Genomic DNA, 25,919 nt, shown 5'->3' on the forward strand with positions numbered 1-25,919 from the left:
GTTTGTTTTGTTCCCTTTCCTCTTCTGCCTTCGCCATGGCTCTCACCACCTAAAAAGAACTCATCTACCTGGACGTTTCCTCCAAGTTTATATAAACCATTTCGGTCAGCCATTGCTTTTCGTAGCTTATTTAGCATCAACCAGCCAGTCGAATAAGATACTTGAACGAATTTAGCAATGGTAGTAGCCGAAAGACCACGCTTGTCGTTGGACAATAGATAGATAGCGGAGAACCACTTGGATAAAGAGATATGGCTTCGATGGAAGATGGTTCCGGAGGTAACGCTAGTTTGACGGTGACAAGATTTACATTGAAAAAGTGGAGCTCGAGATGCTGCATTTCTTCGATGGTTTGGCCTGATTAAGGTAAACTGGTCAGAGTCACACTTTGGGCATCTAAATCCCTCTTTCCACCGCAATTTGATCAAATGATCTTCACATGCTTCCTCTGAAGCGAAGCGTACCATAAAGCCTGAGATATCCACCATGCCTCCTTTATCGAACATCTGTTCTACTAAAGATTAGCTCCAATCTGGTCTCGGTGGAGGCGAAACTTACGAAACTTGATAAGTATGTATAAAAGCTTCTAAGCACTTAGCGTCAATGTGCGTCGGGCATCTGCTAGGTGTCTGCCCAATTGTTCCTTTTGAGGTTACTCAGATTTAGCAGACACCTAGAAATTGAGCAGACGGTGCGAATTATCAGGTGTCACTATGGTAATCGACATAAGAAGCTCCTCATTAAAGTTGAAGGAAACGGCGGCCACTTAGGTAATTGATTCTGTTCGTAGCGTAAAAGAAGTAGGTATCTTTAGAGTTCACAAACGTCGAAGATTCACTGTATCGCTAGGGACGCGACCAACGAAAGCAAATGGAGACAGTGTCAAGTATCGGTGACGATCACCTTAGTTTCGGTGACGATCGAGAACTAATTATACGCACGCGTGAGACGGCAAAACCGCAAAAAGACAATGCCCCTTGATTACGACAGCGGCCTATGTCAGCCACGTAACGAACAGGAACGACGCGCACCGATGGAGAGAACTTGTGCAAAAGTGGAGATTGTATGGATGACCTGACGCCTCGAACTCTCTCCAACTGGATGCTATCGATAACCAGAGGAGAGAGTTTCTCTAGTTCGGGTTTGCAGCTTAGAGTTCAATTCGATGATTCTCTTCATTCACAAAGAGTCGAAGGGTATCTATGTACCACATAGGATCGTCGCCATTTGGTACAGGAAGGGTGATTCGAAATTCTAAACACTACGTACGCTCTATGAATGAAACAAGTCAGCCTAACTGGATCAACTCCAGGGCATTCAAAATGACAACGACGGTGTCGGATCCGACTGCTCCGATTGCATCCTACCCGCCTGACCTCATGCGTAGCGATTTAGACCAAGGATCTCTTATTGCTGCGATGCGGACCCAACCCATCTTTCGCAGAATTCCCGAAAAATCGCCCCAATTGGCCCCTTTTGAGGGGATTTTGGGCGATTTTCGGCTTGTGTGATTTATAGATTCCCTGGTAGATGGGTATTAGATCTTTTTGGGTCGCGAATGTAGTGTCCTAATTTTTGAGTAGTTTTGATTATGACTTGCATTAGCTCTGACATGGTGCTATTGTCTTGTTGTGTTTATCCGTGAAACTCCAACAGTTAATAAAAAGACCGGCGTTAGCTACAGTAAGTACCAACTCGTTGAGTCCTACCGCTGTGAAAAAGGTCCCCGTCAACGTATAGTAATGACCTTGACCGAACTGGACCTGGATAAGTCATTGTGGCCAGCTCTGGCCAATGCTATAGCCAATGCTATAGCCAATGCTATTACCTGGGACTCTCTGGAGTAACCTCACTCTTTGAATCAGATCCTATTATTGCCAGATACGCAGATCTGGCAATCACCAAGTATGCAATTCGTTCCGAAGTTGCAGCCGCTAAAGAAACAAGAACTACTGAGGCTGACCTTGAGATGGTGGATCTCTCTAGTGCTAAGCCTGAATCCACAGAAATGGACCAGCTTGAGCCCTTCGGTGTGACTCTGAGTCGGTTTTTCGGAACTGATTTAGGTTTGACGGAGGGTCTATGGCTTAAATCTGGTTTCAGAGAGCCAAATATGACCTATTCCCTTTGTGGTTGAGCCTGTTTGGTCATTTTTGAGATTCTGAAATCTCATTTTGGCCATAGTGACCTAATCCCTTGTCTTCTAGAGCAGTTCCTTCAAGTAATATTCAGTGTGTTAGGTAACCAGATGTTCAGGTGATGGCGATCTCAAACTTTCTGATCCGATCAAGAGCTTCTAAGAACTTATCCTTATAGTGCCAGTGTTCTTCAAGATGGAGTATTACTTTTCTAGCTGAACGAGTGATATGTCCTGCGATCTGAAAGTAACACCGTCGAAGCTTTGGTGTGGTGATAACAGTTTCTGCAATAGCACCTATTTGTGCAGTGAACCGTGCCAGGTTGTGTGCAATTGCACCAATGGCTAACCAGACCAGAGCCAACCAAACGGCATTAGCGTTCATGCATCTGGATGGAACATGATTCCATCTAGAACCTCCTTTGAGATCCTTGATGACTAGTTCGATCTGGGCATGTGCTCGGTGATCAGCCTCAAGGAAAAGCGTTTCGCCTTGTCGATCGGTAATAAATGCGTGATAGTCATAGTCACTAAATAGTGCCAGCTGAGACCCGGGAGTAGGCTTGACCCTTCGTACGATAAGACGAACGTCTTGTCTATCTCTTGCAAATGCGCGATATTTCACTTCTGCTACATCAGCTCCACCTTCAAGCCAGTAGGGAATTGAAGTCCAGGCATCCTCTTGGATATCGGAGATGATACCTTTTAGTCTCTTGGACATCCGTGTTGTAATAGAAAAGCGAACATCACCCGCACTAGCTGCGTCTCTAACGGCTCTTGAGTAGAACCCAGAGTCAAAACGCATGGTTATTTCACCAGTTGCTCCGGCGGCTCTGGCATTGTTGATTACCTGGGTTACAAACTCCCCGGCACCACGAGCGGTATTGGCATTGCCTTCACGTGTCACTATTCCAAGAATGTCACCTGTTTTACCAACTGCTGCTACTAGTGGGTGATACCCCCTTACTTTGGTATAACCAAAGTAAGCTCCTTCTTTTTTGTTTCCATATACCTGACATATTGTGGAATCAACATCAATGGTGAGTGACTCATCACCTGGACCTGCTCCAGCTAGCCAGGCTCGTTTTAGCAACAAAGCTGCAACTCGTTCAACATCTGCGATGTCACTGGTCTCAAAACTACGCAAGAAGACACCAAGAGTGGATGGTGCTGGCATTATCTGACCAAGGATAACTTGTGCATTTGGGCTTCGAAGGATTGCAGTGTCATCAATGCAATCACCACCGGCCAAAATAGATGCGACGATAGCCATAGCTTTTCTGCCAACATTTGCTCGTCCAGGACGATCCTCTAGGTCAATGTGAGAATCAAAGAGATCCCTAAGGCCAAGTCTCTCAGCAAGGGTGATAGGGAGTATTAACCCACTGTTGGAAACTGCGTTCGAATCGTCAAAGGTGACTATCAAACACTCTAAAGCACTAGTAGATGCTCGCATCTAAAAGGTGCTCCTTGAACTGGTTGTTTTTTGACTATTACAACCTAAAGTTTACCAGTTCAGAGCACCTTTTCTATGTCTAAATCAAAGTCGATCGGCTAAATTTTCGGTGGATCCAGGCTTAGACTATCAATAGTAGAAGTATCGGTCCAGAACTCATAGGAAACTCGTTCTATGAAGCTCTTAGCTTCGATAAGATCCTAGAGAGTGCAGGTCTATCGGGTGAATCTCTTGGTATTGCCAAGGCAACGATAATAGCTCGTCTTATTCATCCTGGATCTGATCGAAAGACCTATTCGTATATCAACTCCAACTCTTCATTACCTGAGATATGTGGTATCGATCTCTCTAAGTTTCACAAGGATAAGGTCTATGCAATTGCAGATAAGCTCTATGACGCTAAAGGCGTCATAGAGCCAGCACTCTATAGAGCTAGCTCTGATCTCTTTAGGACGAATACCAGGCTCTTTCTCTTTGATCTCACTAACACCTACTTCGAAGGTTCTACTAAGGGGAACTCCCTAGCTAAACATGGACATTCCAAAGAGAAGCGTTTTGATTGCACATTAGTTTCTCTGGCACTACTTGTTGATCACCGGGGACTACCCATCTACTCAGAGATACATGAGGGCAATACCTCTGAGCCTAGAACTCTCATTAGCGTACTTGATGCCTTGGAGTCTCTATCGGATGGATCTCTCTTTGGGGATGTTGTTCCTACCATTGTGATGGATAGGGGAATTGCTACCAAGGCAAACCTAGAACTTCTTATTAAGCGCAATCTCAACTACGTAGTAATTGAGAGAGCTAACAAAAAGAGCCTCTATCGAAGCCATTTCATGGAGATGGAAGGCTTCACCGAGATCTACGATGCCCAAGGATCCCCTGTGCTGGTGAAAAAGCTGCAAGTGGAACCACAAAAGCCACAAGGGCGAGTGAGAACACAAGTACAAGGGCTAGTGCAAACACAAGTACAAGGACAAGTGCAAACGCTAGAAGAAGACACCGACACTGACGACAATAACAGTTACACCACCTCCGGCAACACTAGCAACAGTATCAGCAACAGCGACAGCAGCAACGGCGACAGCAGCAACGGCGACAGCAGCAAGAATACCGGCAAAAATATCAGCGACGGCGACAGCAGCAACGACACCAAAATCATCAAGAGCGACAGCAACGACACTGAAGACAATATCATCAAGAACTGCAGCACCGACACTGATACTAACGCCACCTCCACCTCCTCCTCCTCCTCTTCCACCAACAACAACACCACAACCGTGGTGTTGTGTCGTTCTTTGGGGAGATCCAAGAAGGAATCAGCGATCTCTAGTCAAGCTAATGAGAGATTCTTAGTAGATATCACTTCGTTGAGTACCTCAATCACAAAGGGTTCTATATCTAAGACCACAGTTGTCTCAGAGCGTATCGGACGCATCAAGGCCAAGTACCCAAGTATTGCTTCCAAATACGAGATATCCCTTGAATATCATCAAGACCATGGCAAGATCATCAAAAAGAGACGCTTTGACAAAGTAATCAATCTCACTATTACAGAAAAACCCACTAAAGCCAAAGATGATAATCTCCAAGGAGCCTACGTCATAGACACCAGCCATAGCGAGCTAGATGCAGGTGAGATCTGGAATATCTATACGACTCTCACTAAAGTAGAAGATGCCTTTAGATCCCTCAAGAGTGATCTTGGACTTCGACCGGTCTATCATCAACTAGCTAGCCGAACTGCTGCTCACCTCTTCATCTCAGTACTTGCCTATCACCTCCTTAGTGCTATTGAGCTGACCTTAAGACAAAATAACGATAAGAGAAGATGGTCAACCATCAAAGAGCAACTCAACAGTCACCGCCGAGCCACCATAGTTCTTACATCAGATAAAGGCGTTGTCTATCACATCCGCACTAGTGGTGTTTCTGAGCCGGTTCACAAAGAGATCTACCGTCTCTTAGGAGTTAGTGATCCCCTTAAACGGATAAAGACCATTGCGACGCATTTGTAGTGTCCCAACGTAAGACCACATACTCAACTAGCTGGGAGAATAGGTTGATTTTCGGAAAGATGGGCTGGGAAGAACAGAGTCTCATAACGATTATCCCTAGCAAAAGTCAGGATTTACATTGGTTTAAATTTATCGCCCTATGAGATCAGCGACAGGGCAGGATCGCCAATTGAGGAAGATCGCGCGCTCGGAGGGAGTCGAACCCCCAACCTTCTGATCCGTAGTCAGATGCTCTATCCATTAAGCTACGAGCGCAGCGGATAAATATCCTAATCGTTGAATTGACAACTTAGTGCGCACACTCATCAAGAATGGAACTCTCGGTGCCATGTCACCACTCTCCAATTGCTAAAGACAAAAAAACTCACCGAAAAAGGATCGGCGGCACCAGAAAAATGCCAGACTAAAGCCCCGATGAAGTTGAAAATCCAGGCAACAATTTCAGGGACAAGATCTCCTGGATCCGCGAGGCTACCCTAAGTAGATGCAGGTCACTATAGGCGTCACCAAAAAGCGTCATTCCAACTGGAAGACCAAAGACATCTCCGATTGGAATGTTGATGGAAGGGAGGCCCGCTATTGCAGCTAACGAATAGCCACTTCCTGCTATCACGTCTCCACAAATATGATCAATAAGCCACGCAGGTCCCATAGACGGAACTAGCAAAAAATCCACATCACCATTGATTAGAGTCTTGCGAATTTCACCTCTAGTATGTCCCAAATTTGTAGAGCGAGCAACCTCGTAATCGCTACGGTAGGAATCGTCCATTTCACAGGCGGCAAGAAAATGTTCTTGCCCGAAAAAACTCATCTCTCTCGAGGAATTATCTCTGTTAAAGTCGACGATCTCCTCCAAGCTAGAACGGCCCTCGACACCTCTTGCACTCAAATATTTACCGAGCTCTTGCTTCATCTCCCATCGCAAAACCAACAACTCATGGCCAATGTTGAACGAAAGATCGCTTCCTGCTCGGGTTGCGATATCGTCTATCACAAGAATTCCGGCCTCGCCTAGTGCAATAAGCACATCCTCAAATACCAGGTCTGACTTTGGACTATATCCAAAAAACCCTGCTCTAGGCACGCCTATTCGAAATGGTGTGGGTTGTGGTCTGGCCGACAAATTCGTGCTTGCACTACCTTCGCCAAAGAGCGCTCCCTTACCCAACTTATCGATCAACGCACTATAGACAATCTCTACATCCAAAACTGAGCGAGCGAAGATGCCGAGGGTGTCCTGAGTTCGAGAAATAGGCACTACGCCTTCTGTCGGCAAGATCCCATGGGTGGGCTTAAAGCCCACCACGCCATTGACCGATGCCGGACAAATAATAGATCCGTCGGTTTCAGTTCCGAGAGCAATCGGCACATACCCAGCTGCGACCGCAACTGCAGATCCAGAAGATGACCCACCCGGGCTACGATCGAGTCTGTGAGGGTTTCGAGTCTGACCCCCAACACCCGACCAGCCACTAGCCGAGTAGATGCCTCTGAAGTTTGACCACTCAGAAAGATTGGTCTTTCCAATCAAAGTGGCCCCCAGCGACCGCATCAAGGTAATAATTGGAGCATCGCTAGAGGCCGGCAAACCCTCAAAGGCTAGCGAACCGGCCGTCGTAGGAAGGTCTTGGGTATCAATATTATCTTTTGCTAAAAATGCAATTCCGCTAAGAGGCTTCGATCTCTCTTGTTGAAGATGAACTTCATCAACTTCAACAAGAGATAAAAGGGCATTTAATTTCGGTCCTTCTTTATCAAGTTGTCCCATCCGATCAAAAGCAGTCGAAAGCGCCTCATCGTATGAGATCACTTTCGCTTCAATACTTCTTCGGATCTCTGCGACAGAAGCACTACTAATCTCAAATCTTGACTCCACAAGCGGTCACTCTAGCAAGTTTCATACAATATACCTTCGAAATCCACCGACTATTAGAGATTACGACTTGGAAAGAGGTAGGCGAATCAAGCTCAAGAGAGAAGGTACTGATCCCATTTAGCGACATCTATCTCATCGACAGATAGAGATAGAGTTGCAACTGGAATTAGGTCCAAAAGGCGACGCACTTTGAAATAGTCGTGAGCCACCCCGGAAAAAGCCTTCTTTCGAAATTCAACAAGCTCCACTGGTGGAGAAAGTTCCTCTCCATAGCCAAATAGTTTTAGGGCAAACCTGACATCGTGAATAACCGGAGCTCTCGAGTAAAGTGCTGAACGCTTGATGGCAACTGAAGTAACGGCCTTTTCCACATCTTCATGATGCTCATTTTCATCCAAGGAAATTTTGGCCAGTTCGTATCTTGCCAACTTTATAGCAAAACCACTATCAGGACCTGGTGTACCCAGAAGAACTCCCTGCTCTACTGCGGAATGAGGATTTGGAGGGAGTTCTGCCACACGATCGCTCATCCAGCTTCCAGGGTTAGATAGCTCATCAAATTTTCTCAATTGTGTTCCAGAAGCGACGGGAACGTAATCTGGCTGAGTCACTAAAACCTCTTCATCGAATCAAATAACAATCTACAAGGCTAACTGCTTTAACTGCAGCTCGCAAACCGACAACCGATTTGTCTCATTTTAAATCGAAGATCATAGCCTCAAGCTGTCAAAACACTGATCGAGACTTAGTCCCAAGTGATAGATAAAAAGAGCTACCCTTGCTGAGTCCTTAACAAGCCAATGACAATTGAATCAACCAGAGCCTGCCAGGAGGCATCGATTACATTTGGCGAAACCCCAATTGTGGTCCAAGATCCCACTTCATCCGATGAATCGATTAAAACACGAACCTTGGCTCCGGTTCCGCTGCTTGAATCCAAAACTCGAACTTTAAAGTCGGTCAAATGTATCGAGTTCAATCCCGAGTAAAGCGGAGTCAATGCCCTTCGCAGCGCACCATCCAAGGCATTCACAGGACCGTTTCCTTCACCGGTGGCAATAAGTCTCTCTCCGTTTGCCCAAAGTTTTACAGTTGCCTCAGTAAGTTGTTCTGAATTATCCCTAAAATCGTCAATTACTCTAAAGGACTCGACCTCAAAGAAGTTTTGATTCCAGCCGGTCGCCCTTCGCAAAAGTAGTTCCATCGAACCATCTGCTGTCTCAAAATGAAAACCTTGGTGCTCCAAGGTCTTTAGGTGCTCAAGAACAGTGGCGATCTGCTCTTTAGTGAGATCTATCCCTAATTCGCTAGCCTTGATAGCTACGGTCGAACGACCTGCCATCTCTGAAACCACAAATCTCGTTCCATTGCCTACCAGCTCTGGAGCGATGTGCTCGTATGCGTCCTTTCGTCGTGCTATAGCACTGACATGAAGGCCGGCCTTATGTGTAAACGACGAGGTTCCAACGTAAGGCTTCTGAGGATCAGTCGCGATATTTATGACTTCAGCCAAGTGGCGTGAAACCGATGTAATAATTGCTATCTTCTCACGCGGGATCGTCTCGATGCCCATCTTTAGAGTTAGGTTAGGGATTGCTACCGACAGATCGGTATTGCCAGTTCTTTCTCCATAACCATTTATGCAGCCCTGGACGTGGGTAGCTCCAAGGCCAACTGAGGTGAGCGCATTTGCCGTAGCACATCCAGAATCATTGTGAAAATGAACGCCAATCTGTGTAGGAAAGCTAGATTTCACTTCCCGCACGATCCGTTCAACTTCAAATGGCAAGGATCCTCCATTGGTATCACATAAAACCAAGGTGGAGGCACCACCATTTTGAGCAGCTCTTAAAACCGCCATCGCAAATTGTGGATTATTTTTATATCCATCAAAAAAATGCTCTGCATCGAAAAACACCCGTCGATCGCGCTCCACTAGGTAGCGAACGGACTCTTCCGCCATACGTAGCGCCTCGTCCAAAGTAGTTCGAAGCGCCTCTTTTACGTGATAGTCCCAAGACTTAGCTACCATGCATACCGCTTCGGTATTAGCATCCAACATATTCCTTAGGGTATCATCGCTATTAACGTCACCGCCTGGTCTCATAGTTGACCCGAATGCCACGAGAGTTGCATTCCCAAAGCGAATCTCCCGCGGAGCACGATGAAAGAACTCGATATCTTTAGGGTTGGCCCCAGGCCAACCCCCTTCGATATATTTCACCCCAAGGCCATCTAGGGCCTCTGCGACTCGAAGCTTATCATCGACAGTTAATGAGATTCCCTCTTGTTGCGAGCCATCACGAAGTGTCGTATCGTAGATCTCTACGCTCTCAGGAACCGCAAAGTCAATCTCAGCCGACATAGTCAAGCCACTCTGGGTGTCTGTCGTTCTCGCCGTGGACCGCAGCATAATAGGCGGCCTGAATGGCTTTCGTAAACACTCCGGGCTTACCGTCGCCCACCATACGATCGTCGACCGAAACTGCTGGGGTAACTTCTGCGGCGGTTCCACAGACAAAGATCTCTTGCGCAGTGTAAAGGTCTGAGCGAAGAATGTTTTCGACCTCGACCTTGTAGCCCAACTCTTGCGCCAGAGCACTTACCGTCGATTGAGTAATACCCTCAAGCGCACCAGCAGAAGTTGGAGGTGTGAAAACTCTCCCTTTGCGCACTACAAAGACGTTCTCACCTGTGCACTCAGAGACATAGCCCTGAGGAGAGAGCAAAATCGCCTCGTCGTAGCCGGCCTTTACCGCTTCAACCTTTGCGAGGGAAGAGTTCATATACATACCAGTTCCCTTGGCCGCTGGAGGAAGAGAGTTCGGGTTATGTCGCACCCAGGAACTCACTTTCAAGCGAATCCCCTTGGTGACACCATCTTCACCTAGGTATGTCCCCCACTTCCATGCAGCAACCGAAACATCCGCCTTACAAGTAAGAGGATTTAGGCCCATCTCGCCATAGCCCAGGTAGACGATTGGTCGAATGTAGCACTCCTCTAAATTATTCTCGCGCACGATAGCTTTGATCGCTTCGGTTATCGTCTCGGTAGAAAATGGAATGTCAATCATAAAGATATGGGCAGATTCAAAGAGACGATTCACATGGTCGTTCAGGCGGAAGACCGCAGGGCCATTAGGAGTTTGATAGGCCCTGATGCCTTCAAACACACCGGAACCGTAGTGCAATCCGTGAGTTAGGACATGAACGTTTGCTTCATCCCATCCGACCATCTCACCGTTCATCCATATAAACTTGCTCTTTTCAATTGGCATTTGAAACCCTCTCTGCTATCGCATCCCCAATTTGAGATGTAGTGGCGCCACTTTCTGGCGCAAAATCTGAAAGTACTGAAAAAATCTTATTGGCGCCTTGGCTCTCACCGAGAAAGTCAAGCATCAACGCTCCCGAGCGAATTGCCGCAATTGGATTCGCCTTGCCAGTTCCCACTATGTCATGAGCCGCACCATGGACAGGCTCAAACAAAGAAGGACCGGTACGAGCAGGATTCAAGTTAGCTGAAGCGGCATGTCCTATGCCTCCAGAGATAGCTCCAGCCAAGTCGGTCAAGATATCTCCAAAAAGGTTATCGGTTACGATAACGTCATAACGACTTGGAGACTCAACCATGTAGATACAGGCAGCGTCAACGTGATTATAGGAGGTGGAAACGCCAAGGAACTCCAGCGCCACAGCATCGAAGGTTCGTTGCCAAAGATCTCCAGAAAAAGTCAAAACATTTGTCTTATGAACCAGAGTAAGGTTCTTCGCAGGGCGCGAATTCGCCAACTCAAATGCAAAGCGGATCGCCCTCTCAACACCAAAACGAGTGTTTACCGAACCCTGAGTGGCAACTTCATTTGGTGTGCCCTTTCGAAGAAAACCGCCTTCGCCAGCATAAGTACCCTCGGTATTTTCTCGAATCACTACAAAGTCAACCGTCTCGAAGGCTGGATTGGCACCACTTGGAGGCGTCACAAACGGTCTCAAATTGATATAAAGATCCAATTCGAAACGCAACTTCAGCAAAAGACCGCGCTCGAGAGTTCCAGACGGAACCTCTTTTGAGCCAATTGCAGGCCCAACGGCCCCAAGAAGAATCGCATCAAAAGTGCGCAACTCATCTAAAACCGAATCTGGAAGTACCTCTTTGGTCCGAATATATCGCGACGCTCCAAGGTTATATGAAGTACTTGAAGTCTTGACGCCAGTAGCGTCAATTACCTTCATCGCTTGTTCCACAACTTCGGGGCCGATACCGTCCCCACCAATAAGCGCAATGTTATACATGCAAAAGTCCATTCTTTGAAGAGCACACCGATGGTCCAGAAGATCCCCACGTCCATTCGTAGCTATACCAATAAAAAAGACCGCCCACGTTTGTGACCGGCCTCTAACGCTTGCACCTCAGCGATACTGAGCCACAAGCGTTCAAATAATTACTACGAATCGTGCAAATATAGTGACCACTAAGACCACATTCCTTATTAGGGAGAGATTTATAATAGGTAAACATTAGCAGGACAAGATAGCCAAGTCCACTTAGCCCCATTGGGAATTCAAGAATTTTTAAGGCAAAATCTAAAATTTTCCCTTTGACGGCCATTCATTGCAATACTCCCAAAGGCAAAGTCAATGGGAAAATTGTAAAAAGCAACTAAAAACGGTCAATGCAACTGCTTTCCATGCGTCAGATAAATAGATAATGGCTTCGATAGGCAGATAAACCGACTTAGATAAACCGACTTAGCCGACCGGAAAGACCGACACCGCACTTCAAAAGTCGCTTTACGCCAGCCTAAGATCCAATATCCACAATCTCCACCTCAAGCGTTCCACCAGGAGCCTGATAGGTGACAACACTTCCCTTTTGTTTGCCCTGAAGTACTTTACCCAATGGACTGCTTGGAGACAAAGATGCTAGACCTGGTCTCTTTTCTTCAATTGATCCATAAAAATAGGACTCCGTATCTTCATCTCCAACGTACCGCAAGGTGAGCACGCATCCGATACCGACAACGTCAAAGACAGCTTCATCATCGATAATTATGGCATCCTCAAGGATGGAATCGATCAATCGAATTCGAGCTTCCATCTTCCCTTGGGTATCTTTAGCCGCATGGTAATCCCCATTTTCACGTAGATCGCCCAATGCCCTAGCATCTTCTATAACTTTTGCTATTTCAATACGACCACGTGTCGATAGCTCGTCGCGCTCTGCTAGGAGCCGTTCATATGCTTGTCTTGTCAATGTTTGAGCCACATAATTAACGCTAGCCGACATTTAGCGAAACAGGATTGAAACCAAAAGATGCCTTAGGCCAAAACACCACCAGCAGCCAGCAAGAGCTCTCGAGGAAGACCTCGCGATGGACCAAGTTCTTACCAGTCCCATCAGACTTTCACAAGAGCCATATCCCCACAGCTATGGGCCATCGAAGTCACCCTCTAAAATCCATGGACTCTGGATACTTGCAAAAGGACAGAACATCCAAGGTCATCGCTATTTCCTCGACACATCTGGGGCTTTTCTCGCCGTGAAAATCTTTTGAGAGAATCACTATGGCCGGATCATCTCATTCGATGTAGTCTTTATACAAACAAAATCGTTGAGCAAGGCCCGCGTGTCGAACACTTTGATAGGTTTTCTTGTCATCGAGTCCCATATAGTACCGCCTAGTGGGGCATTGGCAGAACCAAAACGATGTTAGTCCATCGCTAGCATCTCTAAGAAAAGTGTTTCGGCTTGAGCACTTACACATACACCGTAGTTTTAAGGAAGGTCGAATTGACTGGAAAGACTCTATCTGAAAAGGTATGGGATGCACACTTGGTCCATAGTGGCGAAGAAAGTCCCGACTTACTCTATATCGATCTCCACCTAATACATGAGGTAACCTCTCCGCAGGCTTTCGACGGTCTTAGACTTGCCGGCAGAAAGCCAAGAAGGCCGGACCTAACAGTGGCAACCGCTGACCATAATGTCCCAACTAAAGATATAGACAAACCGGTGGCTGATCCCATCTCTAGGCGGCAATTAGAGGTGCTGAGCTCAAACTGCGACGAATTCGGCATAACCCTATATCCGATGGGCAATAAAAATCAAGGTATTGTCCACGTAATTGGACCAGAAAAAGGTCTCACGCTTCCAGGAATGACTATCGTCTGTGGTGATAGTCACACCGCAACCCATGGTGCTTTTGGAGCATTAGCCTTTGGAATCGGGACTTCCGAGGTGGAACATGTTTTGGCAACACAGACCCTGCCACAATCTCGACCTGGAACCATGGCGATCGAAGTGGACGGGGAACTTCCCCCCGGCGTAAGCGCAAAGGACCTGATCTTAGCGATCATCGGAACCATTGGAACCGGAGGCGGAATTGGTTACGTCATAGAGTACCGCGGATCCGCAATTAGAGCACTCTCAATGGAGGCTCGTATGACCATCTGTAATATGTCGATTGAAGCTGGCGCACGTGCGGGGATGATAGCACCCGACCAAACTACCTTTGAATATGTTGCTGGACGTCCATATGCACCCAAAGGCGATGACTTAGAGGCCGCAATACAATATTGGTCGACCTTGGCTACCGACGACGACGCAGTCTTTGACAAAGTCGTCCACATAGATGCGACAAAGCTCGTACCATTCGTATCATGGGGCACTAATCCAGCACAAGTAGCCCCAATCGATGGCATCGTGCCCGATCCAGCCTCCTTCGCCGAAGCATCAAACCAAGAGGCTGCCTCCCGAGCACTCACTTACATGGGTCTCACAGCAGGAACAGCTATCAAAGATATCCGAGTAGATACCGTGTTTATAGGATCTTGCACAAACTCACGAATCGAAGACCTAAGGGCTGCTGCTGCAGTTGTAGATGGAAGAACCGTCAAATCAAGTCTGCGGGCTATGGTCGTTCCTGGATCTCACCTCGTAAAAGCTCAAGCAGAAGCTGAGGGCCTCGATAAAATCTTTTCCCAAGCTGGATTTGAATGGCGCGAAGCTGGGTGCTCCATGTGCCTTGGAATGAACCCCGACCAACTCTCACCCGGCGAGCGATCGGCGTCAACTTCGAATCGAAACTTCGAGGGACGCCAAGGAAAAGGAGGTCGGACCCACCTAGTCTCGCCAGAGGTAGCCGCCGCTACTGCAATACTTGGCCACTTTGGCGCTCCAAGTGATCTAGTGAAAAATTAATTTCATCATTTATCCAAAGTTCCAGCTGTGCTTGATGGTAAATCAAACACAGCTGGAACGACAATTATGCATTAAGAGAGGTTTACAGGAGTGAAAAAGATAAATGTCTTTTCGGGAAGCGCGCTTCCTCTTGAACGCAGCGACGTAGACACAGATCAAATTATCCCTTCCGATTGGCTCAAGCGGGTCGAGCGAACTGGTTTTGGCGCCGGCCTCTTTGGAGAGTGGCGAGAAGATCCGACCTTTATTCTCAACGATCCACGATACGCCAATGCAACCATCTTGGTTGCCGGTCCCAATTTTGGAACAGGATCATCCAGAGAACATGCGGTCTGGGCTCTGACGGACTACGGGTTTAGTGCAGTTATATCATCGCGTTTTGGTGATATATTCTTCAACAACTCGACTAAAGCAGGATTGGTACCGGTCGTACTGGACGCAAAGACAGTTGCAACGATTCAAAGTGCTGCGGTATCCAACCCGAATTTGATAATCGAAGTAAACATAGAATCACGCGAAGTAAGCGTCGATGAGCTAGGGATTAAAGAGTCTTTTCCACTGAATGACTTTACCCGCTATCGATTTTTAGAGGGCCTTGACGATATTGGAATCACATTGGAGAACGAAGGTCGCATTACGACCTACGAAAACTCTAGGGCAGCTTGGTTGCCGCGTCTCGTTTAACTTTAAAGCCACCGGCGACCATTACGACTGAGATCAAAACCACTCCAGCACCGGCTAGAAAAGATCCAGACAGGTGGTCGCCTAGTAACACCACTCCTGCCGCTACGGCTACAAGCGGGACTATATAAGAGACGACCGAAGAAGCCGTAGCGCCAAGTTCTCGCACAACACGATGGTACATCAGTGTTGCAAGACCGGTTTGGACAAAACCTAAAACTACTATAGCCAAAAATCCCTCAACCGCTGATCCACTCGGATGCCGAGGGGCGTGAAAGAAGGGTAAGTAGAGAATCGAAATTGCACCGGCAATGGAGATTTGGGCGAAAGCCACCATGATAGGTGTTGCACTCAAAGCGCCTAGATATCTCTTGGTATAGACAAAGCCCAAGGCATAAGAGATTGACGCCAACAATACGACAAGGTCTCCAACAAGTTGCGCACTAGAGCTACCGTTTGAATTCCAAGGAGACAGTATTAGAGCGACCCCGACTAGCCCCAAGACTACACCAACGCCCTTACGTCGACCTACAACCTCAGACGAAGACGTCAACTTGACGAAAACAACTGTAAAAAGTGGCGTCGCCGCATTTAGCATTCCAGCAATTGCAGTCGATGTCTTGGTCTCACCGTAGGAGATTGCAAGGTATGGAAGCGCAGAGGCAACCAAAGCTTGGATCGGCATCAAAAGCCAGAACTTTCGTCTGCTTCCTGATTTTATGAAGGGCTTTTCTGAAAAGATCAAGGCGACTAAAAGTACAAGGGAGCCTCCTAGGAGCCTCCCAAATACCACCACGGCCGGACTGAAATCTCTCAGCCCGACCTCGATAAGAACGTAGGAGAGCCCCCATAGTCCCCCAAGCAAAAAGAGCTCGAGGCGGGGGTTCAACTTCACTTTTAGAGATTCTCCACCACATAGTCGATACAAGCAACCAGAGCTTCAACATCTGCGGGCTCCACGGCTGGAAAGACCGCTACTCGGAGCTGGTTGCGACCAAGCTTCCTGTATGGCTCGGTGTCAACGACACCATTCTTCCTGAGCGTGCTTGCAACCACGGTCGCATCGATAGCATCGTCCAAATCAATTGTCACAACAACTTTGGATCGCATCTCTTCGTCTTGTACAAACGGAGTAGCATACGAAGATGCCTCAGCCCAGCTATATAAAGTCGCTGAGGAGGTTGCACACCTCTTGGTCGTAAAGTCAATCCCACCATTTGCCAACATCCATTGAACTTGGTTGTTCATAAGAAAGATCGTCGCGAGTGCTGGTGTGTTATAGGTTTGATCAAGTCGAGAGTTGTCAATTGCAATACTCAGATCCAATGCCGGAGGAATATAGCGTCCACTTGCTTTGATCTCACCAACACGCTCGACAGCAGCCGGCGACATCAACGCAAACCAAAGGCCACCATCTGAGGCAAATGCCTTTTGAGGCGCAAAATAATAACAATCGAACTCAAGCGGGTCAACCGCAAGACCAGCGGCTCCGGAAGTAGCGTCGACGGCGACCAAACCTTTAGCACCAATCGGTCGATTAATCGTCATTGCCACGCCAGTGGAGGTCTCGTTGTGAGTAAGTCCATAGAGGTCGATAGATGAATCGGCGACCGCCTCGGGATGGGTGCCTGGCTCCGACTTGATAATCATCGGATCTTCTATAAAGGGAGCAGCCTTTGCCGAGGCTGCAAATTTCGCCGAAAATTCGCCGAAAGATAGGTGCTGGCTCTTTCTTTCAATCAATGAAAATACGGCAGTATCCCAAAAGTAGGTAGAGCCGCCATTGCCAAGTACGACTTCATAACCGTCCGGAAGGATAAAGAGGTCAGAGAGTCCTCGGCGGAGCTCACCGACGACAGACTTTACAGTTTTTTGACGATGCGACGTTCCCAAGAAGTCGCCCGAACGTGCAAGGAGGGCTTCGACGGCTTCTCGACGAACCTTAGAAGGTCCAGAACCGAAACGACCATCCTTAGGAAGCAGCTCCGAAGGGATTAGGATATCTGTGTTAACTTTTTTCTCGCTCATAGTTGCGCAGTTCTCACCTTAGGGGGTAGATGTGATGTCAGAGGGTAAGCCCAGGGTCTCACGACGGATTGGCTCCGTAGCCGAATCCGCGACGCTAGCCATCGACGCGAAAGCTAAAGCTCTCAAAGCCTCCGGTGTTGACATCATCGGTTTCGGCGCTGGAGAACCAGACTTTCCTACTCCGGCTTCCATCGTAGAGGCCGCAGCTAAAGCATGTGCAGATGTTAAAAATCATCGTTATACTCCAACGGCTGGATTACCGGAATTACGTGCAGCAATCGTTACAAAAACAGCTCGCGACTCCCAGGTGGAGATCACAACAAATCAAACTTTGGTAACCAACGGAGGCAAGCACGCCATCTACAACGCATTTGCAACTCTCCTGGATCCAGGCGATGAAGTGCTGATTCCTGAGCCCTATTGGACGACCTACCCCGAGGCAGTGAAGCTTGCTGGGGGAACTCCTATCGCCGTTCCAACAACCTTAGAATCAGAGTTTAAGGTATCGCCAGCAACCATTGAGAAATATGTCACACCTCGTACAAAATTATTCCTCTTCGTCTCTCCTTCTAACCCAACAGGTAGTGTTTATAGCCCAGAGGAGACCAAGGAGATCGCTCAATTCTGCGCGGATAAAGACCTTTGGATCTTGGCGGATGAGATCTACGAGCACCTAACCTATGACGGCATCAAAGCCGAATCAATTGCAAACCACGATCCGCGCGGCCTCGACAAGATAGTAATAGTCAACGGTGTCGCGAAGACTTACGCTATGACCGGATGGCGTGTCGGTTGGATGATTGGAGCGCCCGATATCGTCGCTGCCGCAATCAATCTTCAATCTCAATCCACTTCCAACGTTGCAAACATCTCACAAAGAGCAGCTATTGAGGCGCTAATTGGAGATCAAGGCCCTGTATCCATCATGAGAGAGGCCTTTGACCGACGACGAAAGCTAATAACTAGCCTACTCTCAGAGGTACCTGGAATTAACTGCCCTCTACCAAAGGGTGCTTTTTATGTCTATCCCGATGTAAGTGGACTTTTAGGTCGCGACTTTGGTGGAGTTAGACCTTCGTCAACGTCCGAATTGGCCTCGGTCATTCTAGATCAGGCAAAGGTAGCAGTTGTTCCCGGTGAAGCATTTGGAACTCCGGGGTACTTTAGGCTTTCATATGCCCTCTCCGACAATGACCTTGAGATTGGCATCTCCCGTATCGCTAAATTAGTTAGCGAATCAGCCCAATAGATAAATTTCGGATTTGGATTGGTCTTCGCCTAGCATGAATTACCAACCCAAATCCGAGTTTTCAAAGCAAGGCCCCTGCACTATTGCTATGGGACTTGCCTCCAATTGCTCGGTGCTAGTCCCATGCACTGTCTAGCACCATAGACCTGTCTGGTTGGAATGCGATTCGAAGCCCATACGGCAATAGCCTCTGTAGCTAGGAGTTTTTGAAGCAGGTGTGGCGTCCAACCGAATCTGCATCCAAATATCCCTTAAATAGGTATTTACCAGCAATTGCCAAGGTGTCCCGTATTGCAAAACTAAAAACCCAAGCACTAACACCTAGGCAAATTCTACAAAATATTATCCGCCAATCAACCCTCGCTCCTATCAACCAAGACAACTTTGGGTCGCAGGCATCCACTTTCATGTGGTTCTTTCATCCCGTACTTTCAGGTGGCTCATCCAGGTGGCTCGTAGACCAACTAAGATCAATGCTAGGTGCCGATTGACAACTGTCCTAAAATCAACGATTCTAAAACCAAAGATGCAACACCTAAGCTAAAGCAAATTAGCCAAGATATTCCCTTACTGCCGCTGCTGCTCTCAATCCCGACAGATAAGCACCTTCGACTTTTGAACTTCCATAGCCATCACCGGAAAATATCAACGGAAGCGCTCCCGATCCTCCAATTCGGCCAAGATCCATAACCGCTTCTGGATAGATCGATATCGGCGAGGCGTACCTCCAGCTCTTTACTTGCATTTCGGAGATAGGAACCTCGCCAATCAATTCAAATAAATTCTCCCTCAAAATTGATTCAATCTCTCCTTGAGAGTAATTACCGTAAAAAAGTTCGAGCGAGATCTCGTCGCCTAAATGAAGAGTCAGCGCATTTTTGGCAGATATCCCCTTTTGCTTATTGTCCGCCAAGAAGTTCACCTTTGAATTAGGGCGTTGAATAGGCTGGATCGGCCCAAAGTCACCCTCATCCATCATCACAAATAGACCACTTATCGTTGGGTTATAAGCAATAAAGCCAAGACTATCCCTAATTATCGTGACGCTTGATGAAGGCAGGTCTTTAGTTATCTCGATCGCCGAAGGGCACGGGATTGCAACTACCAATTGCTTTGCAAAATAGTCGTGTGGGTGACCATGTATGTGGAACTTTGAGTCCTCATATGTAATAGACGATACGGCATTCTGAAGATCCATGCGAATCCCCGTCGCTAAGTCTTTAGCAATGGAGTTCATTCCGTGCACTCCTATGTATCGGGGGTGACCGTCTGACTCGCCCTGAAAACCATAAGTCCATACCTTGGAGATGGAACGATTACTCCATTTGGTGACCTCATTGGCGAATTCCTGGGAGCGTACGGTAAAAAATTGAGCCCCATGATCGAAAGTCGCATCTCCGATTCGCCGAGTAGCCAACCGCCCACCAGGAGACCTCGCTTTATCCACAACAACCAGATCAATATCTCCGGAAAGCTCAGAAGCCGCAACTAAGCCCGATAGACCAGCACCAATAATAACAAGATCCACAGAGTTTTGAGCCATCTAAAAACGCTAGCCGACGGGCCTTAGAATTGCCACAGCGATTCAAATGGATGGTCAAAAAGAGCAACACCACATTTTTGGCGCCTACAACTAGGCTTGAGGGTACGAATTCCAATAAGAGAATCGATGCTTGATGTCGGTCTCAAATAAGATTCGAATTACCATTTTCCCGATAGCTTTGAGGAGAACGATGGCCAGAATACTGGTAACCGAAGAAATAGCCGATAGCGGGCTCGACCTGCTCCGTGCAGACGGCCACGAAGTAGACATCCAACTAAGACTCTCGCCCCAAGAACTTCTCGAGGCGATCAAAGGAGCAGCCGGACTAATAATTCGCTCGGCCACCAAGGTAACCGCCGAAGTGATCGACGCTGGGAGCGATCTTCTTGTAGTCGGACGAGCCGGAATTGGTTTGGATAACGTAGACGTAGATTACTCGACCAAACGTGGAGTAATGGTCGTAAATGCACCTCAATCAAATATCCTTTCCGCTGCGGAATTGACAGTGGCGCTCATCTTGGCTCAAGCAAGGAACATTCCCCAGGCCCATTCGGCATTAGTAGCAGGTAAGTGGGAACGATCCAAGTGGGAAGGGGTCGAACTCTTTGGCAAGGTTTTGGGAGTAGTTGGACTCGGCAGAATAGGTGCACTCGTAGCCCAACGAGCCTTAGCCTTTGGGATGAAGCTCATAGCCTATGACCCCTACGTATCTAGCGATCGCGCTCGTCAGATGGGTGTAGAGTTAGTAGACCTCGATAGCCTCATGGAACGATCTGACTTCATAACGATTCACCTTCCAAAGAGCAAAGAGACAATTGGAATCATAGGCAAGGAGATGCTCGCCAAGGCCAAGCCAACCGCACGAGTGATCAATGTTGCTCGAGGCGGAATCGTAAACGAGGATGCACTATTTGAGGCACTCTCTGAGAACCGAATTGCAGGGGCTGCTTTAGATGTCTTTGGAACTGAGCCCTGCACCACATCACCACTCTTTACTCTCAAAAATGTGGTTGTCACCCCACACCTTGGAGCGAGCACCTCAGAGGCACAAGACAAAGCGGGCGTCACAATTGCTGAGCAATTGAAGCTTGCCCTTGCCGGAGACTTCGTTCCCTTTGCTGTCAATGTCAATGCCGCCGAAGTTCCAGAAAATGTAAAGGCATACCTACCCCTAGCTGAATCTCTAGGCCGATTCATCTCCACCCTAGAAGGTAGTCTTCCTGATACACTTACCATCGAGTATCAGGGACTTTTGGCAAGCGGAGACACTCGTTTGCTCTCGCTATCTGCACTCAAGGGAATCTTCGGTGCTGGCACCAACGAACCTGTCTCTTATGTAAACGCTCCGGCACTTGCAAAAGAGCGTGGTCTAGAGGTGAAAGAGTCCTTTAGTGAACAAGCAAAAGATTACGTTAGCCTACTTACACTCTCTAGCGGCAGCCATAGCGTTTCAGCCACAGTCACTGGACCAAATAAGGATCCAAGGATCGTAGCAGTTGACTCCCATAGGGTAGAAATTCCACCTGCTCAAAATATGCTCGTTGTTCGCAACGACGATGAGCCTGGAAAGATCGGCGTAGTCGCGACAATTCTCGGGAATGCCGGATATTCAATCTCTTCGATGGCTGTAGGCCCATCACATGACGGCAAGACCGCCCTAATGATTCTCTCGACCAACGTTGAGCCCACTGCCGAGATCCTTGCTCAGATAAAGTCAGCTCCAGGAATCATATACGCTCGAAGCGTCTCCTGCTAAAAAGGTAACAGCGACGCATGAGTCCCACTTAGCGATCACTGCTACCTTGACAAAGGTAACCATAATTTAAGGCGTAGAAGTCGTACCACGGCCCCTTCTACGCCTTAAATTAATCCTAAATAACTCGAGATCCGAGCCCACATTACAGCTCGAACACCTCCACAAAATTGTGTCACCGACTACTCCCGGCCCCTCTATCGACCCCTTGGATTAAGTTCACCTTTAGCGGGCCAGCTAACGACAACAATAGCCCACCAGAAGGTTTCGCTAAATTCTGGGTTATCCTAAATCTTCTGTGCCCACAGCGCTTTGTCTTCGCATCATGTGTGGCCTAATCGGATTTGATACCTAGCAAATGAACACTACCACATACCCAAAACTCCCATCGAATAAACATCGCCTAGCGACATGAGATCTAAAGTGCCTTGCCTGTACTTTTTGAATTGCATCTTCCAACGAGTTCATGGCTGCCGCTTTGCACACATCAAAAGGGATGGCAAAGAGCCGGATCTAGTGACAAAATTATTTAGCAACCTCGAACATCAAAGATCGATCAGAGACACCGACTTCTGTGCTCTCACGATGGCAATATTTAGAACTCAAAATCACATGGAGAGAGATCAGTCACCGATCTCACTCCTTAGTGTTTCCAAAGCGCCAATGGCCATCAATGAAAATCCCTTTCATGGCGCTCCTTGGAAAATAACTATTATTTAGCGCCTAATTAAGATCTGGTCCGAAAGAAAAATCCAAACGATCAAAAAGCCAGCCTGCAAAATGACCTCTCGTTTCTCAGCTGCCATCGCGACGAGGAATTTGACTCAATCGAGCGCGAAAAAACAACCTAACCTCGACATGACTCCTTGAGTCAAATCCGATAAAAGGGCTCAAAGCTACGATTTCCTTGTCTTTGAAGCGAGATATTTTAATAAACTAAGTGCTATTCAAGCGCTAGGAATAAAAAAGTTCGACTATCATTGCCATTAATGGTTTCCCAATTTTCTTATCTCCTATCCCTAACCTGAGCGCGGTCTTCGACAATCGAAGCACCGCTACAGCCTCTGTGTTCGTTTTTGAACACGGAGGTTTTTTATTTTCTGGTGAATGTTTAGCACTAGGTAAGAAATTGAAACAAAACGAAAGGCGAATACGGCAATGAGCCAAGATGCAGAAAAACTGATAATCTTCGATACGACTTTGAGAGACGGCGAACAATCTCCAGGAATTTCACTTGACGCTACAGAGAAACTCGAGATTGCAGAACAGCTAGCAAGGCTCAACGTCGATTATATCGAAGCAGGATTTCCCGTTTCTAGTCAGGGTGACTTCGAAGCTGTATCCCTAATTGCATCACGCATTCAAGGGCCTGTAATCGCAGCACTCTCACGGACCCATCTCTCGGACGTCGATAGATGCTGGGAAGCCCTAAAGCATGCTCAACAAGCACGCATTCACGTTTTCATCTCAACGTCACCCGTCCATATGGAGAATATGCTCAAGATGAACGAAGCCCAAGTACTTAGCGAAACCCGATCGGGCGTAGCAAGGGCTAAAGAGCACACCAACGACGTTGAGTTCTCTCCTCAAGATGCTACCCGTACGCCACTGGACTTTATGATCGAAGTTCTTCAGGCAGCCGTGGATTCAGGAGCGAATACTCTCAACGTCCCAGACACGGTTGGTTATGGAATTCCATGGGACTTTGGTGCGCTGATAGCTTATGTGCGTAAAAACGTAAGCGGCGACTATGTAATTTCAACGCACTGCCACAACGATTTGGGCTTAGCGACAGCCAACTCTCTCGCTGGCGTAGCAGCAGGAGCCCGTCAGGTTGAAGTGTGTGTAAACGGACTTGGAGAGCGCGCTGGCAATGCAGCACTTGAAGAAGTCGTCATGGCACTCAAGATACGCGGCGACCAATTTCCTGGAATTTATAGTCAAGTTAAAACCGAGGAGATCGCAAGGACCTCAAGGCTCGTATCTCGTCTAACTGGATATCCACTACAGTACAACAAGGCTGTGGTTGGTCGAAATGCCTTTACCCATGAGTCTGGCATTCACCAACATGGCGTTCTCAAGGACCGAAGCACATACGAGATCATTGACGCAGAGTCGGTTGGCCAAAAAGGTTCGCAGATCGTACTCGGCAAGCATTCAGGAAGGCATGCGTTTGCCGACACACTCTCGAAGATGGGAATCACAATAGTTGGAGATGCCCTCAATGCCGCATTCGCGCGTTTCAAGGAACTCGCGGATCGAAAGCTCGATATCACCGAAGCAGATCTTGAAGCCATCGTCGCTGAAGAATTAGGGACTGTCGCGACTGACGTTTATAGCCTTGAAGAGCTCCATGTCTCCGGTGGTACCGTCGGGACTCCAATAGCGAAGGTCGTTCTCTCTAGCGAAAACGGCAAAGTTGAGGCCTCGTCCGAAGGTAACGGAATGATAGATGCAGCAGGTAAAGCCATTCAGCTCGCTACTGGAACCAAGGCCAACCTAATTGGCTTTTCCGTCTCTTCAGTCACAGGTGGCGTCGATGCAATTGGCGACGTAGTTGTTCAACTTGAATCCGACGGAATCAAGGTATCTGGTAAAGGCATATCGACTGATGTGGTAGAAGCATCTGCACGGGCATACCTAAATGCTGTCAATCGCCTAGCAAGAGCTAACGCCCGCAAGGCCACTACTCCAGAAGTTGGACCATAAGACAAACAACAAACTTTCGGATCGACCAAAGCACTCTTCAAGGCCAAACCCGCGGCCGAGTAGAAACCTGAACTTACGAGCCAAGACCACACCAAAGGTAGTCTTGGCTCGTTGTCGTCTTCCAGACATAGACTGCCAGACACAGACCAAAAACTTCCCTGTCTCTATCCCATGTCACTCTAAAAGATCAAAGTGCCAACTAGCCAATAGAGACCTCCTTACTCACTTTCGCGAAACAGCGCGTGAATCATTAGATCTACACAACTCTTGGTGATTCGACTTTTGAAGTAACCTCAAATTACCAGCGCGCCCAGTAATTGAACACGCCTTCGAATGTGTGTGATAGGTACTCAAAGGCAATTGCTCATATCTTTAGACGCATGTGCTTTCGAAGTGCCAATATAGCTCCTTTACACTCCTGCGATCCGTTAGGTCTCTTAGGCAAGACCTGGCTTTTTGATCCCTCATTACAACGGCTAAAAACCATAGACAAACTATTTAAAAAGGGATCTTCGGAAATAAGCGGTATTCCGGTACCAAGATCGACCAGGAATCGGCAAGTTATTGAGCGTTCTGAGGTGATTGGCCAGATTGAAGCCGTCATTCGGAGAGGTCTAGGCTACACAACCCGTGAACGGGTAAGAGGGGCCAAGGGGGTTCTCCCTGGTGTCTTACTTATTGGGTTGGTTGGTTCCTGTTACGAACCAAGTGCGCTAGAGATCTGCGTTGTCACCGGGGTAACAGTAGCTAGTAGTGACCAGTCAGGCTTACCAGCCGCCAAGAGCGCTCTGATTCTAAAGTTCGCAAAGTTCGTCATCCCAAAGGCGATGCGCTTAATCCGCTTAATGAGGTTGTTCATCGACTCTGTCGGTCCATTGGTCACGAAGGACGTGTGCCAGGCCAGGATCTCATCATGCCAGCTTTTCAAGGTTCTCCCAAGTAGTTGGACCTCGGGGGGTCGTTGGTTGTCGGTGAAGTCACTGATAAGAGCATCGAGGTGGTCACTAGCGAGTTTTGGGTCACGATAGGTATAGAGCTCTCGTAAGGACTCCTTGGCTCTCCATGCGGTAGCTACCTCGTTGTCTGGGTCACCTAGTTCAAGTAGGTGAGTAAGTTTGGCGTTGGCACCCTCGGTGAGTCTCTCCTTGGCCATAGTCAGGAGTCGCCGGATGCGATAGAGGGGATCCCCACCCCTGCCTCTGTGACCAAGGATGTTCTGTTGTACCCTTCTTCTCACCTCATCAAGGCGAGTGTTGGCCAGC

The 25,919-nt window shown here is 47.8% G+C and carries 19 protein-coding genes, 1 tRNA gene and 1 pseudogene; 8 read left to right on the forward strand and 13 right to left on the reverse strand.

Translation table 11 applies throughout. The features are described 5' to 3' along the window. Nucleotides 1-485, reverse strand: a pseudogene (locus AXFE_RS03900) (IS1595-like element ISAxf1 family transposase); the annotation flags it as partial. Nucleotides 486-1,631: 1,146 nt separating this feature from the next. On the opposite strand from AXFE_RS03900, the gene AXFE_RS19050 reads away from it, so the two are divergent. Both AXFE_RS19050 and AXFE_RS03910 read left to right on the forward strand, forming a co-directional pair. Further along, the gene (locus AXFE_RS19050; RefSeq protein ID WP_152625847.1) at nt 1,632-1,847 is read left to right on the forward strand and encodes a hypothetical protein; all 216 of its coding nucleotides are present in this window, start codon (nt 1,632-1,634) and stop codon (nt 1,845-1,847) included. After that, complete coding sequence (locus AXFE_RS03910; RefSeq protein WP_052604582.1) at nt 1,778-2,137, forward strand: hypothetical protein; 360 nt, start codon at nt 1,778-1,780, stop codon at nt 2,135-2,137. Before AXFE_RS19050 ends, AXFE_RS03910 begins: the two co-directional genes overlap by 70 nt. Before the next feature lie 115 nt (nt 2,138-2,252). Here the strand turns inward: AXFE_RS03910 and AXFE_RS03915 are convergent, their stop codons facing one another. Next, a complete protein-coding gene (locus AXFE_RS03915) occupies nt 2,253-3,593 on the reverse strand; it encodes an IS1380 family transposase (RefSeq protein ID WP_052604583.1) in 1,341 nt (446 codons plus the stop codon). Between the two features lie 143 nt (nt 3,594-3,736). Between AXFE_RS03915 and AXFE_RS20350 the strand changes: the two genes are divergently transcribed. Next, nucleotides 3,737-5,614, forward strand: coding sequence for an IS1634 family transposase (locus AXFE_RS20350; RefSeq protein ID WP_455423328.1), 1,878 nt, complete (start codon nt 3,737-3,739; stop codon nt 5,612-5,614). Between the two features lie 182 nt (nt 5,615-5,796). Here the strand turns inward: AXFE_RS20350 and AXFE_RS03925 are convergent. From AXFE_RS03925 to greA, 7 genes are all read right to left on the reverse strand, one after another. Then, nucleotides 5,797-5,869, reverse strand: a tRNA-Arg gene (locus AXFE_RS03925). 148 nt (nt 5,870-6,017) lie between these two features. Continuing rightward, the gene (locus tag AXFE_RS03930) at nt 6,018-7,493 is read right to left on the reverse strand and encodes an amidase family protein (protein ID WP_052604585.1); all 1,476 of its coding nucleotides are present in this window, start codon (nt 7,491-7,493) and stop codon (nt 6,018-6,020) included. 92 nt (nt 7,494-7,585) lie between these two features. Then, a complete protein-coding gene (locus AXFE_RS03935; protein ID WP_052604586.1) occupies nt 7,586-8,104 on the reverse strand; it encodes a hypothetical protein in 519 nt (172 codons plus the stop codon). A 161-nt stretch (nt 8,105-8,265) separates the two neighbouring features. Further along, a complete protein-coding gene (gene cimA / locus AXFE_RS03940) occupies nt 8,266-9,858 on the reverse strand; it encodes a citramalate synthase (protein ID WP_052604587.1) in 1,593 nt (530 codons plus the stop codon). Beyond that, nucleotides 9,848-10,771 carry a branched-chain amino acid transaminase gene (locus AXFE_RS03945; RefSeq protein WP_052604588.1) on the reverse strand — a complete coding sequence of 308 codons (924 nt, stop codon included), beginning with the start codon at nt 10,769-10,771 and terminating at the stop codon, nt 9,848-9,850. The genes cimA and AXFE_RS03945 overlap by 11 nt, the downstream gene beginning before the upstream one ends. Then, entirely contained in the window at nt 10,761-11,786 is a 1,026-nt protein-coding gene (locus AXFE_RS03950; protein WP_200891183.1) for a 3-isopropylmalate dehydrogenase, read from the reverse strand. Before AXFE_RS03950 ends, AXFE_RS03945 begins: the two co-directional genes overlap by 11 nt. Nucleotides 11,787-12,294: 508 nt before the next feature. Next, nucleotides 12,295-12,747 (reverse strand): transcription elongation factor GreA, encoded by a 453-nt coding sequence (gene greA, locus AXFE_RS03955; RefSeq protein WP_235347569.1) that lies wholly within the window; start codon nt 12,745-12,747, stop codon nt 12,295-12,297. Between the two features lie 537 nt (nt 12,748-13,284). Between greA and leuC the strand changes: the two genes are divergently transcribed. Together leuC and leuD are read left to right on the forward strand one after the other, a co-directional pair. Continuing rightward, nucleotides 13,285-14,694, forward strand: coding sequence for a 3-isopropylmalate dehydratase large subunit (gene leuC / locus AXFE_RS03960; RefSeq protein ID WP_052604590.1), 1,410 nt, complete (start codon nt 13,285-13,287; stop codon nt 14,692-14,694). Between the two features lie 90 nt (nt 14,695-14,784). Further along, a complete protein-coding gene (gene leuD / locus AXFE_RS03965; protein WP_052604591.1) occupies nt 14,785-15,378 on the forward strand; it encodes a 3-isopropylmalate dehydratase small subunit in 594 nt (197 codons plus the stop codon). On the opposite strand, the gene AXFE_RS03970 is transcribed toward leuD, so the two are convergent. Together AXFE_RS03970 and serC are read right to left on the reverse strand one after the other, a co-directional pair. Further along, nucleotides 15,347-16,270, reverse strand: a complete 924-nt coding sequence (locus AXFE_RS03970; RefSeq protein ID WP_052604592.1) for a DMT family transporter — start codon at nt 16,268-16,270, stop codon at nt 15,347-15,349. The genes leuD and AXFE_RS03970 overlap by 32 nt on opposite strands. A gap of 2 nt (nt 16,271-16,272) precedes the next feature. After that, entirely contained in the window at nt 16,273-17,403 is a 1,131-nt protein-coding gene (serC, locus tag AXFE_RS03975; protein ID WP_052604593.1) for a phosphoserine transaminase, read from the reverse strand. Between the two features lie 34 nt (nt 17,404-17,437). Between serC and AXFE_RS03980 the strand changes: the two genes are divergently transcribed. Beyond that, the gene (locus tag AXFE_RS03980) at nt 17,438-18,652 is read left to right on the forward strand and encodes a pyridoxal phosphate-dependent aminotransferase (protein ID WP_052604594.1); all 1,215 of its coding nucleotides are present in this window, start codon (nt 17,438-17,440) and stop codon (nt 18,650-18,652) included. Between the two features lie 550 nt (nt 18,653-19,202). Here the strand turns inward: AXFE_RS03980 and AXFE_RS03990 are convergent. Then, nucleotides 19,203-20,195 carry an NAD(P)/FAD-dependent oxidoreductase gene (locus AXFE_RS03990; protein ID WP_052604596.1) on the reverse strand — a complete coding sequence of 331 codons (993 nt, stop codon included), beginning with the start codon at nt 20,193-20,195 and terminating at the stop codon, nt 19,203-19,205. Between the two features lie 190 nt (nt 20,196-20,385). On the opposite strand from AXFE_RS03990, the gene serA reads away from it, so the two are divergent. Together serA and AXFE_RS04005 are read left to right on the forward strand one after the other, a co-directional pair. Further along, nucleotides 20,386-21,951, forward strand: coding sequence for a phosphoglycerate dehydrogenase (gene serA / locus AXFE_RS03995; protein ID WP_052604601.1), 1,566 nt, complete (start codon nt 20,386-20,388; stop codon nt 21,949-21,951). Nucleotides 21,952-23,106: 1,155 nt separating this feature from the next. Further along, nucleotides 23,107-24,657, forward strand: coding sequence for a 2-isopropylmalate synthase (locus AXFE_RS04005; RefSeq protein WP_052604598.1), 1,551 nt, complete (start codon nt 23,107-23,109; stop codon nt 24,655-24,657). Between the two features lie 697 nt (nt 24,658-25,354). On the opposite strand, the gene AXFE_RS04010 is transcribed toward AXFE_RS04005, so the two are convergent. Continuing rightward, nucleotides 25,355-25,919: transposase (locus tag AXFE_RS04010; RefSeq protein ID WP_160291722.1), on the reverse strand; the 565-nt coding region annotated here is incomplete at its 5' end.

Origin of the sequence: Acidithrix ferrooxidans, from assembly GCF_000949295.1 — a bacterium.
Taxonomy (GTDB): Bacteria; Actinomycetota; Acidimicrobiia; order Acidimicrobiales; family Acidimicrobiaceae; genus Acidithrix; species Acidithrix ferrooxidans.

Excerpts from the sequence above, each read along its gene's own strand:
- AXFE_RS03915 (WP_052604583.1), bottom strand. The coding sequence starts at position 3,593 with ATGCGAGCATCTACTAGTGCTTTAGAGTGTTTGATAGTCACCTTTGAC.
- cimA (WP_052604587.1), bottom strand. The coding sequence starts at position 9,858 with ATGTCGGCTGAGATTGACTTTGCGGTTCCTGAGAGCGTAGAGATCTAC.
- AXFE_RS03945 (WP_052604588.1), bottom strand. The coding sequence starts at position 10,771 with ATGCCAATTGAAAAGAGCAAGTTTATATGGATGAACGGTGAGATGGTC.
- AXFE_RS03950 (WP_200891183.1), bottom strand. The coding sequence starts at position 11,786 with ATGTATAACATTGCGCTTATTGGTGGGGACGGTATCGGCCCCGAAGTT.
- serC (WP_052604593.1), bottom strand. The coding sequence starts at position 17,403 with ATGAGCGAGAAAAAAGTTAACACAGATATCCTAATCCCTTCGGAGCTG.
- AXFE_RS03980 (WP_052604594.1), top strand. The coding sequence starts at position 17,438 with ATGTCAGAGGGTAAGCCCAGGGTCTCACGACGGATTGGCTCCGTAGCC.
- AXFE_RS03990 (WP_052604596.1), bottom strand. The coding sequence starts at position 20,195 with ATGGCTCAAAACTCTGTGGATCTTGTTATTATTGGTGCTGGTCTATCG.
- serA (WP_052604601.1), top strand. The coding sequence starts at position 20,386 with ATGGCCAGAATACTGGTAACCGAAGAAATAGCCGATAGCGGGCTCGAC.
- AXFE_RS04005 (WP_052604598.1), top strand. The coding sequence starts at position 23,107 with ATGAGCCAAGATGCAGAAAAACTGATAATCTTCGATACGACTTTGAGA.